The sequence below is a fragment of the Segatella copri genome (genome assembly GCF_009494835.1).
GTDB classification, from domain to species: Bacteria; Bacteroidota; Bacteroidia; order Bacteroidales; family Bacteroidaceae; genus Prevotella; species Prevotella copri_F.
Genome location: NZ_VZBE01000013.1, coordinates 100,585 through 114,028, shown reverse-complemented (window position 1 = coordinate 114,028; position 13,444 = coordinate 100,585). Strand labels below are relative to the sequence as shown.

General features: G+C 48.2%; 14 protein-coding genes. 6 read left to right on the top strand and 8 right to left on the bottom strand.

All coding sequences use genetic code 11. The annotated features are described in order from the left end of the window. Positions 1 to 480: 480 nt before the first annotated feature. The 5 genes from F7D47_RS02565 to holA form a co-directional block, all read right to left on the bottom strand. Positions 481 to 762, bottom strand: coding sequence for a hypothetical protein (locus F7D47_RS02565; RefSeq protein ID WP_022120894.1), 282 nt, complete (start codon positions 760 to 762; stop codon positions 481 to 483). A gap of 114 nt (positions 763 to 876) precedes the next feature. Beyond that, positions 877 to 1,785, bottom strand: coding sequence for a dihydroorotate dehydrogenase (locus tag F7D47_RS02560; RefSeq protein ID WP_118200035.1), 909 nt, complete (start codon positions 1,783 to 1,785; stop codon positions 877 to 879). Positions 1,786 to 1,900: 115 nt separating this feature from the next. Continuing rightward, positions 1,901 to 2,677, bottom strand: a complete 777-nt coding sequence (locus tag F7D47_RS02555) for a dihydroorotate dehydrogenase electron transfer subunit (protein ID WP_117692222.1) — start codon at positions 2,675 to 2,677, stop codon at positions 1,901 to 1,903. A 195-nt stretch (positions 2,678 to 2,872) separates the two neighbouring features. Then, complete coding sequence (locus F7D47_RS02550; protein ID WP_153086327.1) at positions 2,873 to 3,418, bottom strand: helix-turn-helix transcriptional regulator; 546 nt, start codon at positions 3,416 to 3,418, stop codon at positions 2,873 to 2,875. 1,021 nt (positions 3,419 to 4,439) lie between these two features. Continuing rightward, positions 4,440 to 5,468, bottom strand: coding sequence for a DNA polymerase III subunit delta (gene holA / locus F7D47_RS02545; protein WP_153081215.1), 1,029 nt, complete (start codon positions 5,466 to 5,468; stop codon positions 4,440 to 4,442). A 256-nt stretch (positions 5,469 to 5,724) separates the two neighbouring features. Here holA and F7D47_RS02540 point away from each other — a divergent pair, with 256 nt between their 5' ends. After that, positions 5,725 to 6,183 carry a type I restriction enzyme HsdR N-terminal domain-containing protein gene (locus F7D47_RS02540; RefSeq protein WP_022120899.1) on the top strand — a complete coding sequence of 153 codons (459 nt, stop codon included), beginning with the start codon at positions 5,725 to 5,727 and terminating at the stop codon, positions 6,181 to 6,183. An 87-nt stretch (positions 6,184 to 6,270) separates the two neighbouring features. Here F7D47_RS02540 and F7D47_RS15020 read toward each other — a convergent pair whose 3' ends face one another. Beyond that, positions 6,271 to 6,396, bottom strand: coding sequence for a hypothetical protein (locus F7D47_RS15020; RefSeq protein ID WP_262884369.1), 126 nt, complete (start codon positions 6,394 to 6,396; stop codon positions 6,271 to 6,273). Positions 6,397 to 6,538: 142 nt separating this feature from the next. On the opposite strand from F7D47_RS15020, the gene F7D47_RS02535 reads away from it, so the two are divergent. The 3 genes from F7D47_RS02535 (at position 6,539) to F7D47_RS02525 (ending at position 9,218) form a co-directional block, all read left to right on the top strand. Further along, positions 6,539 to 7,792, top strand: coding sequence for a nucleotide sugar dehydrogenase (locus F7D47_RS02535; protein ID WP_153086328.1), 1,254 nt, complete (start codon positions 6,539 to 6,541; stop codon positions 7,790 to 7,792). 103 nt (positions 7,793 to 7,895) lie between these two features. Continuing rightward, positions 7,896 to 8,363, top strand: a complete 468-nt coding sequence (locus F7D47_RS02530) for a MaoC family dehydratase (RefSeq protein ID WP_006847353.1) — start codon at positions 7,896 to 7,898, stop codon at positions 8,361 to 8,363. Positions 8,364 to 8,366: 3 nt separating this feature from the next. Beyond that, on the top strand, positions 8,367 to 9,218 hold the full coding sequence (locus tag F7D47_RS02525; protein ID WP_153086329.1) for a TerB family tellurite resistance protein: 852 nt from the start codon (positions 8,367 to 8,369) through the stop codon (positions 9,216 to 9,218). A gap of 160 nt (positions 9,219 to 9,378) precedes the next feature. Here F7D47_RS02525 and F7D47_RS02520 read toward each other — a convergent pair whose 3' ends face one another. Together F7D47_RS02520 and F7D47_RS02515 are read right to left on the bottom strand one after the other, a co-directional pair. After that, entirely contained in the window at positions 9,379 to 10,206 is an 828-nt protein-coding gene (locus F7D47_RS02520; RefSeq protein WP_153086330.1) for a zinc ribbon domain-containing protein, read from the bottom strand. 66 nt (positions 10,207 to 10,272) lie between these two features. After that, positions 10,273 to 11,064: a Nif3-like dinuclear metal center hexameric protein gene (locus tag F7D47_RS02515; protein ID WP_006847350.1), complete on the bottom strand. Its 792-nt coding sequence runs from the start codon at positions 11,062 to 11,064 to the stop codon at positions 10,273 to 10,275. Positions 11,065 to 11,339: 275 nt separating this feature from the next. Between F7D47_RS02515 and F7D47_RS02510 the strand changes: the two genes are divergently transcribed. Beyond that, the gene (locus F7D47_RS02510) at positions 11,340 to 12,491 is read left to right on the top strand and encodes an agmatine deiminase family protein (protein WP_153086332.1); all 1,152 of its coding nucleotides are present in this window, start codon (positions 11,340 to 11,342) and stop codon (positions 12,489 to 12,491) included. Between the two features lie 3 nt (positions 12,492 to 12,494). After that, positions 12,495 to 13,370 (top strand): carbon-nitrogen hydrolase, encoded by an 876-nt coding sequence (locus tag F7D47_RS02505; protein ID WP_153086333.1) that lies wholly within the window; start codon positions 12,495 to 12,497, stop codon positions 13,368 to 13,370. Positions 13,371 to 13,444: the final 74 nt, after the last annotated feature.

The following is a 13,444-nucleotide window of genomic DNA, read 5'->3' as shown; positions in this document are numbered from 1 at the left end:
TGTCTAATGTTACGAAAAACGGTCCTACTCAATAAGAGCGGGACCGTTTCGATGATTTCAAGAATCTAATATCCTAAGTTGAAATTTACACGCAACTTCCCGCTTTACAATTATTTGCAAAGTAAAAGTAATAGCTAAAAAAGAATGCGTTAAACTTCTTCATTGTCTTTACATTTTATATGTTACTCACTTTTGTTCTTTCCGAGCCCGTTTCTCCTTTATTATATAAGGAGCAGGGAGTGCTCAGATTTCGAGTCTCGACTTGCTAAAATCTCAACTCGACTGCAAAAGTAACATTTTTCTTTGATATTGCCAAACAATTTGATATATTTTTCTTCATTTTCCTTATATTTTATGCTAAAAAACATATTTTCGCCCGATTTTTATCATCAGAATACGGAAAAATGCAGAAAAATGTACTCAAAAGCCAGGCGCTAGGGAGAGACGCAACGCCGGAATCCGTGAGGCAAGCCCCTTCCTTTATCTGCAATGTTCTCTGCCTTCAGCCTTGAATTCTCCTGTCAGCTCCCCTACTTTCTCCGGGTTCAGCTCCAGGTAGCGCTTCATGTCCTTTCCGGCACCATCCTTGTCGCCCATCTGCATCAGCAGATTGCCGCGCTTCAGGAGGTTCTCGCTCAGAGAGGCTTTTACAGACGAGTGTTCCGCAGAATCCTTCTGTTCTGCCAATTCTTTCTCCTGCTCTACAATCTGCTGCGTCAGCGTAGCAAGCAACAGAACAGGGTTTATCTGGTTCAAATCCATAACCTTATATTTTTACAAAAAGTTATTCTATTGTATATCATGGAGTTAACCCACTTGACACCCTAAAACAGGGTGTCAAGGTATGAGCCACTCCTTATTATAATAAGGTGTCATTTACTTGATGGCCCCGATAATCTCAGTCACACTCTTGCATCCGTGAGCATCAAGCCACTCGTTGATTCCATCCTTCACCTTCTTCGTAACCGCAGGATCAATGAAGTTGGCTGTACCAATCTCAATGGCCGTAGCACCGCACATCAGGAACTCAATGGCATCCTTAGCAGAAGAAATGCCGCCCAGACCAACAACCGGAATGTTTACGGCATGAGCCACATCCCAAACCATGCGCAGGGCAACAGGCTTAACGCAAGGACCACTCAAACCACCCGTGCGGATGCTCAAGAGAGGCTGGCGCTTCTCAATGTCCACCGCCATACCCATCAGCGTGTTGATGAGCGAAACAGAATCGGCACCCTCAGCCTCCACGGCACGGGCGATGTCGGCAATGCTGGTAACATTAGGCGAAAGCTTCACGATGAGGGTCTTCTTATAAACCTTTCTCACCGCCTTCACCACGCTGGCTGCACCCTCGCAGGTTACACCGAAGGCCATGCCGCCATCCTTCACGTTAGGACAGGAGATGTTCAGCTCTATGGCCGGAATCTTATCCAGCTCGTTGATGCGAGCCGCACACTCGGCATAACTCTCAGGCGAATGTCCGCTCACGTTGACAATCATATTGGTATCAATGTCCTTGATCTGAGGATAAATGTGAGAGCAGAAATACTCCACACCCTTGTTCTGCAAACCTACGCAGTTGAGCATGCCCTGAGGCGTTTCAGCCATACGCGGATAGTCGTTTCCCTCGCGCGGTTCCAGGGTGGTACCCTTCACGATGATACCGCCAATCTCCTCCAGAGGAACGAAATCGGCAAATTCCAATCCGTAGCCGAAAGTACCCGATGCAGTCATCACAGGGTTCTTCAACTTCAAATCCTTTATCTTTACACTTAAATCAGCCATAATCTTCTGTTTTTACTTAAAAATGTTTTTACAAACAAAGACAAGAGAATTCTTCGTTCTTCACTCTTCGTTCTTCGTTTCCAAACGAATTCTTCACTCTTCGTTCTTCACTCAATTAGATTTCCCAAGTAAGTTTCTTGATGTTGATGACAGGTCCATCCTTGCAGACGCACTGGTTACCCTCGGTAGTTTTCTCTACGCAGCAGAGGCAAGCGCCCACGCCGCACGCCATCTTGTTCTCGAGAGAAACCTCACACTCCACGCCAGCCTTCTTGGCAAAGCGAGCCACGCTCACCATCATCGGCTTAGGTCCGCAGGTAGAAATCATATCAAACTTCTCGTTCTCCAGAACAGAGTGGTTGGTAACGAAACCTACCTCGCCAGCCGATCCATCCTCGGTAGTGATGCATACCTTTCCGATCTTGGCAAACTCATCCAGTTCGAGCAGATCTGTAGCCTTGCGTGCACCCAGAAGGAAGGTAACATCAGCTCCGAAATCCTTGATAAGTTTACCGAAATAGAGGAGCGGAGCCACACCTACGCCACCACCTACGAGCAGATATTTCTGGCTCTTCTCGGTAGGCATGGTGAAACCGTTGCCGAGAGGCAGCATACAGTTAAGCACGTCGCCCTCCTTGAGCTGTCCGAGCTGACGGGTACCGTCGCCCACCATTGCTACGAGCAACCAGAGCTGATTATTTTCACGATCCACGAAATTGATGGAGATAGGACGGCGAAGCATGGTAGTAGGCGAATGGTCTACTCTTACTTCTACGAATTGGCCAGGCAAGATTTCAGGCAAAGGTTTCTCATCGGTAAGCTTAATCAAAACATGCTTATCGCTAAGCGCCTCTACAGAAACCACCTTGAGGTCGAGAACATATTTTTTCATCTTATTGCTAATTTTTAATATGCTTATTATATAATGTACGTATATTATAATAGGTACGCGTAGCTTCCGGTTACGCCCACCTACGTTTCTACGATGCAAAGGTACATCAAAAATCCGAATTTACGAAAAGAAAAGAGATATTTTTTCTTTATCGCCGCTCCTATGTGTTTGTTTTAGGGTTCTCCAATCCCTACTTTATTTCTTAGGAACGAAGGTTTCCCAGGTCTGATCATCGTAGAAAATACGGATTTCGGTAATCTTTCTTTGCGGTTTGTCTACATATTTTACCGCCGCTTGGGCGATATTTTTAGGTGTACGATTTACACCCTGCATTTGAGGCTGGTCAAAGAGCGAAGGAGAAGTAGGGGAGGCTGTGGCTCCTTCGGCTCCAAAATCGAGCATAGGCTCGGCAGAGGCGGCTCCAGAAGGCTGACTGCCCTGCTTCATCCCCTCAGCACCACCGGCTGCTCCATCCGTAATGCCCTGATACATGTCTGCAGCACCCTCTTCGCTGTCACCCTGGGAAGCCTGGTTCTGATACATAGGAGGAGTACCGTAGAGTACCCAATAAACGTTTACCTGAGGAAAACTCTTATGGATGCCATCCACAATGCTAAGCGATGGATTGGTCTTCCCGTTGAAAATATTGCTCAGCGTAGCGGTCGAGATTCCGATCATCTGAGCGAAGTTTTGCTGAGTGAGATGCTGGTCCTCCATCAGCTGTCTGATTCTATCTTTCATGCTCTAAAAATTTTAGCGTTCATTTTTCTACTGATACGATGTTTTATTTCCGAACAAGCCACTTTTTGACCCTTTTTCGGTTGATTTTACAAAGATAAAGCAAAAATTTAGAATAACCAAACATTTCTGAATAAATTTAGATTTTTAAACTTTAGGTTTCTGTTTATAAATTTAAATTCTACTCACTCCAGTGTTCGGTTTTTAGGTTTAGTTTTATAAATATAAACCTATCAATCAAAATATATGACGAACCTTTTCTTTATAGATTTAGGCTAAATCACTGGTTATTCATACCATAAACCACCTAAATAAAGGTATATAGAGCGGTTTATGCAATGTTTACCCAACACCTATGTAAAAGTCTATGGTTTATAAAACAACTAAAATACATAACTAACTGAGTTTCCGTTACTTACAAATTCAAAATATAGTATGAATATTTATTCATTCATAACCATAAACACCCTATTTTACCTTTATTTTTATAAATATAAAACATAAATTCGTGTATTTAGTTTTCTTGCGTTTATGTTTATAAATCAAAATCGCCCGTTTTGATTTGTGAATTTAAAAACATAAACTTAGGAAATATAAACCTTAACAAATGCAAACGACCGATTTCAGACAACAGGAAATGGCTAATTTTTCCATTTCTAGCGTATTCCAGCCCATCGGCAAGGAAACGGGCAAATTCGCGAGTAATGAAGAGGGTTAATTTATGTAAGTTACTGATAACCAATAAAGTTAAGTCTATTTTCAGGCGAAACAGGAAAATGGGCATCTAGCTCGAAAAATCGCTTAAATCCCCCATTTTTGCCCAAAAATCGCCCAAAATGAGCCCAGGAAAGCGCCCCAAAAAGAGCCGAAAATCCCCTATTTGGGGCAAATTTATAATGCTAAACGCTAGTTGGCTGCTTTCAGGAAACAGGCAGCAAAGAAGGCCGAAAACGGAAACGAGCTCCTGCCGAGAGAAAACTCTCAGCAGGAGCTCGCCTACTCTCCCCCACCTCGCTCTTCAGCATCAGTGAAGGATAAAAAAGATGAGTTCTTTCATCAGTTCACCCACCGGAGTGGACGGATTATCCAGTCCCTTTATCTTCGCATCCACCTCCTTAAACTTCTCAATAATCGCCATCACTTTCACGCCCGTATAGTTCCTCATTCCTGTAATATATTCGCGCGCCGCCCAAGCTCCGCGCAAATCCAGGAATTTTGCGAGCTCATTTTCGTTCTGCCTGTTGGGTGCATAATAAGCAATCATCAGGTTTTGGAAATAAGTAAAGAGCATCGGGAGAAGCGTGAAGAGAGAACCGCTCTTCGGATTGCTGTCAAAATAATTTATTATCTGATTTGCCTTGAACACATCGCGGCTGACGATGGCACTTCTCAGCTCGAAGGCATTGAAGTCTTTGCTCACCCCTATTTCTCGCTCCACAATCTCCGGAGTAACACGCCGGTCGTTCTCAGGAAGAGAAATGAGCAGTTTGTCGAGCTCGGAAGTGAGTCGGTGCAAATCTGCTCCCACATGATCAGCCACCATCTGGGTAGCTTTGGGTTCTATGGTCGCCTTGCGGGTCTTGAGATAAGTCTCGATGAAGCCCGGCAGATTTCGGTCGTAGAGTTTCTTGCTTTCAAAAACCACACCCGCCTTGGCAGCGAGGGCAGAAAACTTTTTACGACTGTCGAGCTTGCCGTTTTTATGACAGAAAACAAGGATGGTTGTTTTTACCGGATTTTCGAGATACTTCTCGAGTGCTTCCAAATTCCGCAAATTCTGAGCCTCTTTCACAACCACCACTCTATACTCCGCCATCATCGGGTAGCCCTTGCACAAATCTGCCACCTGCGCACCCGTAACATCAGCTCCGAAAACTACCGTCTGGTTGAAGTCACGCTCCTCGGGCTGGAGCACATTTTCTGAAATGTAGTCGCAGATCTTATCTATATAAAAAGGTTCCTCGCCCATCAGAACATAGACGGGAGAATACTTCCGAGCCTTCAAATCTTTCATGATTGACTCGTAACTTATTGCACTTTTCTTTTCTACCATTGGATTATTTTTTGTAACTTTGCACCCAGCAAACTCCGGAGGTGCGGACAAGCATTTGCTCCGCCTCCAGGTTCGCAGTTTTCTGAGGTGCAGTTTTCAGCTGCACTTCGACTGCAAAGTTACAAAAAATAAATTGAACTGCCTATATAAAAGAGGTAGTTTTTGAAAATGAGGTATGGTTAAAAGAAGAAAAGAAACCATATCGAAAACAGAAAAGAAAGAAATATAACCCCTATATATAATAAGGTATAGAAAAATGATTCGCTTAAATTTGCCATCTTTCGACATCAAGGTTTCGGGCTCAAAACAGCATCCCCAGATACTGGATGTGCTGCGCCGGAAGTTCATCACGCTCACTCCCGAAGAGTGGGTGCGCCAGCATTTCGTTCATTTTCTCATCGAGCACAAGGGGTATCCTGCCTCGCTGCTCGCCAACGAGATCCAGCTGAAATGTGGCGACAAGGTGCTGCGCGCCGACAGTGTGCTCTACTCCCGTGAGCTGCAGCCCCGCATGATCATCGAGTACAAAGCCCCTCACATCCCCATCACGCAGAAAGTGTTCGACCAGATTTCGGTCTACAATCTTCTGCTCCATGTCGACTTTCTGGTGGTGAGCAACGGGCTGGAGCATTACATCTGCAAGATGGATTATGAAAGTAAAAAATATGTATTTTTAGAGACTATTCCCGATTATTCCGATTTATTGACATTATGAGAGCGTCGGGGATAGTCCGGAAGTTTTTAAACAGAGCTTTCCCCAGCCTTCAAAATTTGCGAATTTCCGCCCAACCGGCCATCCGTTTTAGAATTCGCGAATTTTGAAGGCCTTTTTCTGCCTTCTTTTCCTCTCCCTTTTTCTGCCTCCTTTTCCTCTCCCTTTTTGAGCACTCCTTTCTCTTCCTTTTTGGGTCGCTTCTTTCTCTCCCATCCTCTTTTCCGCGTTATTTTTTAATAAAAAACCCATTTTCATTTTGTAGTCTCCTCCTTTTGCATTATCTTTGCAGATAATATATATATATTAAGGTATAAAAACTGCCCGCAGGCAGCCTATCTTAAAAGAACAGAAAGAAATGGAGAATAAAAAGATAAAAATCGCCGTAGCCGGAACAGGATATGTAGGCCTGAGCATCGCTACCCTGCTGAGCCAGCATCATGAGGTGGTGGCCGTAGACGTGATACCCGAAAAGGTGGAGCTCATCAACTCGCGCCGCTCGCCTATCCAGGACGAATACATAGAGAAATATCTGGCTGAAAAGGAACTCAACCTCAAAGCCACAACCGATGGAGAAGAAGCCTATAAGGATGCCGACTTCGTAGTGATTGCCACACCAACCAACTATGATCCGGTGAAAAACTACTTCGATACCTCGCACGTAGAAGAAGTCATCCGCCTGGTGATGCAGGTGAATCCCGATGCCATCATGGTCATCAAGAGCACCATTCCGGTAGGCTACACCGAAAGCATCCGCCAGAAGACGGGCAGCAAGAACATCATCTTCGCTCCTGAATTCCTGCGCGAGAGCAAGGCACTTTATGACAACCTCTACCCGAGCCGCATCATCGTGGGCAGACCGAATGGTGACGAGCGACTGGAGCAGGCAGCCCGCACCTTTGCAGAACTGCTGAAAGAGGGAGCCATCAAGCAAGACATAGAAACCCTGTTCATGGGACTTACCGAGGCAGAAGCCGTGAAACTCTTCGCCAACACCTACCTCGCCCTGCGCGTGAGCTACTTCAACGAGTTGGATACCTACGCCGAAATGAAGGGCCTCGACACCAAGGCGATTATCGACGGAGTGGGTCTGGACCCTCGCATCGGAACCTTCTACAACAATCCTTCCTTCGGATACGGCGGCTACTGTCTGCCGAAAGATACCAAGCAGCTGCTCGCCAACTATGCCGATGTGCCTGAGAACCTGATTCAGGCGATTGTGGAGAGCAATCGCACCCGCAAGGATTTCATCGCCGACCGCGTGCTGAACATGGCTGGCTACTACGATTATGCCAACCAGAACAACTTCAGCGAGGAGGAAGAGAAGCCTTGCACCATCGGCGTATACCGCCTCACGATGAAGAGCAACAGCGACAACTTCCGCCAGAGCAGCATACAGGGCGTGATGAAGCGCATCAAGGCAAAGGGCGCGCAGGTTATCATCTACGAACCTACGCTGAAAGACGGAACCACCTTCTTCGGAAGCCGCATCGTAAACAACCTGGATGCCTTCAAGCAGCAGAGCCAGGCCATCATCGCCAACCGGTATGACAAGTGTCTGGATGATGTGGAAGAAAAGGTTTACACCCGCGATATTTTCAGAAGAGACTGATCTGAACTGAAAGTTAATAGTTAAAAGTTAACAGTTGAAAGCTGAAAGCTGAAGACGGAAAATAGGAAAACAATAATATTTATAATAAAGAGAAAAATAAGAAATGGCAAAATTAGTAATCAATTCCTATGAGGAATTTGCATCTCACCTCGGTGAGAAGTTAGGAGAATCAGACTGGTTGCAGATTGACCAGGACCGTATCAACAAGTTCGCAGACGCTACACTCGACCCACAGTGGATCCACGTAGACGTAGAGCGCGCCAAGGTAGAGAGCCCTTACCACAGCACCATTGCTCACGGTTACCTCACCCTCTCAGTACTCCCATACCTCTGGCAGCAGATTATCGAGGTAAACAACCTCAAGATGCTCGTAAACTACGGCATGGACAAGATGAAGTTCGGTCAGCCAGTCATCACCGGTTCACGCGTGCGCCTGGTAGCCACTCTCCACGACATCCAGAACATCCGTGGCATCTGCAAGACCAGCATCAAGTTTGACATCGAAATAGAAGGTCAGCGCAAGCCAGCCCTCTCAGGCATCGCTTCATTCCTCTACTATTTCAACAACTAAAAGATGGCAGCAGGTAAATGGATTGGTGGTGTGCTCGGTTTCATCACAGCCGGTCCGCTGGGAGCCCTGGCAGGCTATGCCCTCGGTTCCCTCTTTGAGCACGGACTGGATGCGGTAAACCGCGACGGCGACCACCATTACAACAACGCCTACGATGCCTACAGCGGCCAGCAGCACAACGGCCGCCAGGGCTTCGGAAACCAGGGCTACGGCCGCCAGCAGAGTTATGAGGGAGAGCGAAACTCCTTCATGTTCTCGCTGCTGGTGCTCAGCTCCTACATCATCAATGCAGATGGCAAGATCATGCATTCCGAGATGGAGATGGTGCGCCGCTTCCTGCGTCAGAATTTCGGCGAGGCAGCCAAGCAGCAGGGCGAGGAAATCCTCCTCAAACTCTTCGAACAGCAGAAGCAGATGGGCATGCAGCAGTACCGTTCGGTGATACAGGACAGCTGTCATCAGATACGTGCCAACATGATGTATGAGCAGCGCCTGCAGTTGCTCAATTTCCTCGTCATGATAGCCCAGGCTGATGGAGTTGTGAATTCTCAGGAGATTCAGGCACTCAAGGAGATGGCCATCCACATGGGTCTTTCTGCCGAGGATGTAGACCAGATGCTGAACCTGGAGAGCGGGGCTTCTTCAGCAGGCAGTCTGGATGATGCCTACCGTGTTCTGGGTATCAGTCCTGACGCCTCAAACGATGAGGTGAAGGCCGCATACCGCAAGATGGCGCTCAAGCATCATCCTGACAAGGTAGCAGCCCTAGGCGAAGATGTGCGCCGTGCAGCCGAGAAGAAATTCCAGGAAATCAACGACGCCAAAGACCGCATTTACAAGGCTAGAGGACTCTAGGTTCCAGATTAGGATTAAAGGAGTTAAGACAGATTGTCCTAGCTGCCTGAAAACGAAAAAAAATAAAGGCTCGCCAAGCAATTTTGGCGAGCCTTCATTGTATCTTATCGTATCTTTATCAGAAGATTATCATCCGAAAAGAGCGGAGAGAGGAGGAAGATTAATCCTCATCCTCAGTCTTTCTTCTGCGGATAGCGCGCTTGCGCTTTGGCTTCTCCTCGCTCTTAGGAGCCTCAATCTTAACACCAGCCAATTCTGGGTCGATGAGGATACGGCCGCAATACTCACAAGGGATAATCTTCTTGTGCATCTTGATATCGAGCTGGCGCTGAGGTGGAATCTTGTTGAAGCAACCGCCACATGCATCACGCTGCACGTAAACGATACCCAAACCGTTGCGGGCACCATTACGGATGCGCTTGAAGCTCTGGAGCAAACGTGGCTCAATCTTCTTCTCGAGCTCGAATGCCTTCTCCTTCAAATTCTCCTCTTCCTCACGGGTTTCAGCCATGATTGACTCAAGCTCAGAACGCTTCATTACCAAGCCCTTCTCGCGGTCAGCCTTCTGGTCCTCAGCCTTGTGAAGGTCGTACAGGCGCTCGTTGATTGTCTGCTGCGCCTCGCGGATCTTCTTGCTGCAAAGTTCGATTTCCAGCTCCTGGAACTCGATTTCCTTGCTCAAAGTATCATACTCGCGGTTGTTGCTAACCATTTCGAGCTGCTTCTTATAACGCTCCACGCTAGCCTGAGCCTCCTCAATCTCGTGCTGCTTCTGATCGATGGCGCGGTCAAACTGCTCAATATCGGTCTGGATTTTCTCGATACGGGTGGTAAGACCAGCAATATCGTCTTCCAAATCCTGAACTTCGAGAGGCAACTCACCTCTCAACGCACGCTTTTCATCAATTGCAGACAAGGTGGTCTGAAGCTGATAGAGAGCCTTCAACTTCTCTTCCACTGTCAAATCTGTAGGATCTTTCTTTGCCATAACTTTATTTTTTTTAATGTTGAATGTTAAATGTTGAATGTTGAATGAGGCTTGCGCCCTTCCAACCTATAAATACAATATCGGATTCGTATTTATCTCCGAGATGCAGCATTTGGCATCAGGGAAATTCTCCTGGATGATGCTGCGGAAGATTTCGCCCGTAAACTGCTCACTCTGATAGTGGCCGATGACGCAGATCTGAATCTCCTGCTCGTGGCCGAAATACTCGTGATAGCTCATCTCGCCCGTGATGAAGGCATCGGCACCTGCCTTGATGGCTGCGTCGAGCAAGAAAGCACCTGCTCCACCGCAGAGCGCCACCTTCCTGATAGGCCGGCGAAGCAACTGGTTGCACTGCACGCACTCTACGCCAAACCGCTCCTTGAGCATCAGCACCAAGTCGTCGGCTGCCAGGTCCTCAGCCACCTCCCCGATGACGCCCTCGCCGCCCTTCACGCCGTCCACTTCCTTCTCGCCAGCAAAGAACTGCACGTTTCGCAGTCCCAGTTTCTCGGCAATCTTGAAGTTCACGCCGCCCGCAGCCGCATCCATGTTGGTATGCATCGCCACGATGGTAATATCATTCTTAATCGCCTTGCGCACGGTACGCTGCACGTAGTTCTCGTCCGAGATTCTCGCCAGTTTGCGGAATATCAGCGGATGATGGCTCACGATGAGGTTACATCCCTTCCGGATGGCCTCGTCTACCACGGCTTCAGTAACGTCAAGACACAACAATGCCCCTGACATTTCTACCGCCTCTGTCAATCCAACTTGCAGGCCGGCATTATCATATCCTTCCTGCAAGGGCAGAGGCGCGTAATGTTCAAGGGCATCAACTACCTGTTTAATTTTCACGCTCCTATTCAATATTTTATTTTTAGACTGCAAAGTTACTCATTTTTCCCCGATTTTATCTCCATACAGCCCTCTGTTTAAACTTTTTTAATACAAAGTTTCGCTTTTGCGCAAAATATTTCACAAAAACAGCCGATAGTTGTAGATTTTTTATTAATTTTGCAAGCATACTTCATAAAAGCAGAACGGAGCCCGTCCCCAAGGAAAGGTTCCCGATGAAGAACAGAGTATAATAAATTGGTTTAGAACATCGTATCATAAAAATAGTATAGCTTATGCATCAATCTACATTACCCTGCGATTTCGCACTCCCTGCCGAATGGGAGCCACAGAGCGCCATCATGCTCACCTGGCCACATGCCGGCACCGACTGGAAGCCGTATCTGCCTGAAATAACAGATACTTATCTCGAACTGGCAGATATCATCACGCGCTACGAGCAGCTGCTTGTGGCTACACCCGATGTGCCTGCCACCCGATACCAGCTCGAGAAAAAGCTCTCTGCCGAACAGATGAGCCGCGTGCTGCTCTACGAGGTAGAAAGCAATGATACCTGGGTGCGCGACCACGGACCCCTCACCATGGTGCTGCGCAAAAAGCAGAACACCTGGATGGTGCCTTACCGCATACTCGACTTCAAGTTCAACGGCTGGGGCGAAAAGTTCAGATGGGAGAAGGATAATGCCATCACCCTGCAACTATACTATCAGGCAGCCTTCAATGCCGATATAGAGAACCACCAGGGCTTCGTGCTCGAAGGAGGCAGCATCGAGAGTGACGGAAAGGGTACACTCTTCACCACCTCACAGTGCCTGCTGGCGCCTCACCGCAACCAGCCGCTCGACCACGACAGCATCGACCATCTGCTGCAGACTTTCTTCCAGCTCAAGAGAGTCGTCTGGCTGGATCACGGCAATCTGATAGGCGATGATACCGACGGTCACATCGACACCATCGTGAGAGTGGCACCGCACGACACCTTATTATATGTAGGCTGCGATAATCCCGAAGATGAGCAGTATGAAGACTTCCAGGCGTTGGAGAAGCAGCTCAAGGGCCTCTTCACCTGGGAGGGATACCCTTACCGCTTGCTCAAACTGCCGATGCCCGACCCTATCTATGATGAGGGCGACTGCCTCACCACCAACCCGGAGAGCGAGGGCGACCGCCTGCCAGCCACCTATGCCAACTTCCTGATACTGAACAAGGCGGTGATTTATCCCACCTACAATCAGCCGGAAAAGGACGAGGAGGCACGCAAGCAGATTCAGCTCGCCTTCCCCGACCGCGAAATCATCGGCGTAGATTCGCAGACCATCATCCGCCAGCATGGCAGCATCCACTGCATCACCATGCAGTTGCCTGAAGGCGCACTCAGAGACTCAACATTCAACATTCAACACTCAACATTCAACACTCAATATTAAACTATGAACGTCGGTTTATTACAACTTCATAATACGGCAGATATCGCCAACAACAAGCAGCGCCTGGCAGAAGGCATCATCGACCTCGCCCATCGCGGCGCAGAGCTCATCGTGCTTCAGGAGCTTCATAACTCCCTCTATTTCTGTCAGGTAGAGGATGTTGACCTCTTCGACCTGGCAGAGCCTATTCCGGGCCCTTCGACCGATTTCTACGGCAAGCTTGCCAAGGATCTCGGCGTTGTCATCGTCACCTCCCTCTTCGAGCGCCGCGCTCCGGGGCTCTACCACAATACGGCGGTAGTGATGGAGAAGGATGGAAGCATAGCCGGAAAATACCGCAAGATGCACATCCCCGACGATCCTGCCTACTACGAGAAGTTCTATTTCACTCCGGGCGACCTCGGTTTTCACCCTATCCAGACTTCTGTAGGCAAGCTCGGCGTGCTGGTTTGCTGGGACCAGTGGTATCCCGAAGCAGCCCGTCTGATGGCGCTGCAGGGAGCCGAAATGCTCATCTATCCTACCGCCATCGGCTATGCCACCTATGATACCGAGGAGGAGCAGCAGCGCCAGCGCGAGGCGTGGACTACCGTGATGCGAGGCCATGCCGTAGCCAACGGATTGCCGGTCATCGCCGTAAACCGCGTAGGTTTCGAGCCTGATCCTAGCGGTCAGACCGAGGGCATCCAGTTCTGGGGCAGCAGTTTCGTAGCCGGTCCTCAGGGCGAGCTCTACTACCGCGCCAGCGATCAGGAAGAAGAGAGCCTGGTGGTAGATATCGACCTGAAGCACAGCGAGAATGTGCGCCGCTGGTGGCCATTCCTCCGCGACCGCCGCATCGAGAACTACGGAGATATTACCAGGCGATTTATCGATTAACCCATTTTTGCCGGAAATTCCGAGAGAATATCGGGATTCCGGCATACATATATATATAAGGTATAGATTTTCAG

Coding starts and splice junctions, on each gene's coding strand:
- F7D47_RS02520 (WP_153086330.1), bottom strand. CDS start 10,206: ATGGCAAAGAAAGATCCTACAGATTTGACAGTGGAAGAGAAGTTGAAG.
- F7D47_RS02540 (WP_022120899.1), top strand. CDS start 5,725: ATGATTCGCTTAAATTTGCCATCTTTCGACATCAAGGTTTCGGGCTCA.
- F7D47_RS02565 (WP_022120894.1), bottom strand. CDS start 762: ATGGATTTGAACCAGATAAACCCTGTTCTGTTGCTTGCTACGCTGACG.
- F7D47_RS02550 (WP_153086327.1), bottom strand. CDS start 3,418: ATGAAAGATAGAATCAGACAGCTGATGGAGGACCAGCATCTCACTCAG.
- holA (WP_153081215.1), bottom strand. CDS start 5,468: ATGGTAGAAAAGAAAAGTGCAATAAGTTACGAGTCAATCATGAAAGAT.
- F7D47_RS15020 (WP_262884369.1), bottom strand. CDS start 6,396: ATGGGAGAGAAAGAAGCGACCCAAAAAGGAAGAGAAAGGAGTGCTCAA.
- F7D47_RS02530 (WP_006847353.1), top strand. CDS start 7,896: ATGGCAAAATTAGTAATCAATTCCTATGAGGAATTTGCATCTCACCTC.
- F7D47_RS02510 (WP_153086332.1), top strand. CDS start 11,340: ATGCATCAATCTACATTACCCTGCGATTTCGCACTCCCTGCCGAATGG.
- F7D47_RS02555 (WP_117692222.1), bottom strand. CDS start 2,677: ATGAAAAAATATGTTCTCGACCTCAAGGTGGTTTCTGTAGAGGCGCTT.
- F7D47_RS02560 (WP_118200035.1), bottom strand. CDS start 1,785: ATGGCTGATTTAAGTGTAAAGATAAAGGATTTGAAGTTGAAGAACCCT.
- F7D47_RS02505 (WP_153086333.1), top strand. CDS start 12,495: ATGAACGTCGGTTTATTACAACTTCATAATACGGCAGATATCGCCAAC.
- F7D47_RS02535 (WP_153086328.1), top strand. CDS start 6,539: ATGGAGAATAAAAAGATAAAAATCGCCGTAGCCGGAACAGGATATGTA.
- F7D47_RS02525 (WP_153086329.1), top strand. CDS start 8,367: ATGGCAGCAGGTAAATGGATTGGTGGTGTGCTCGGTTTCATCACAGCC.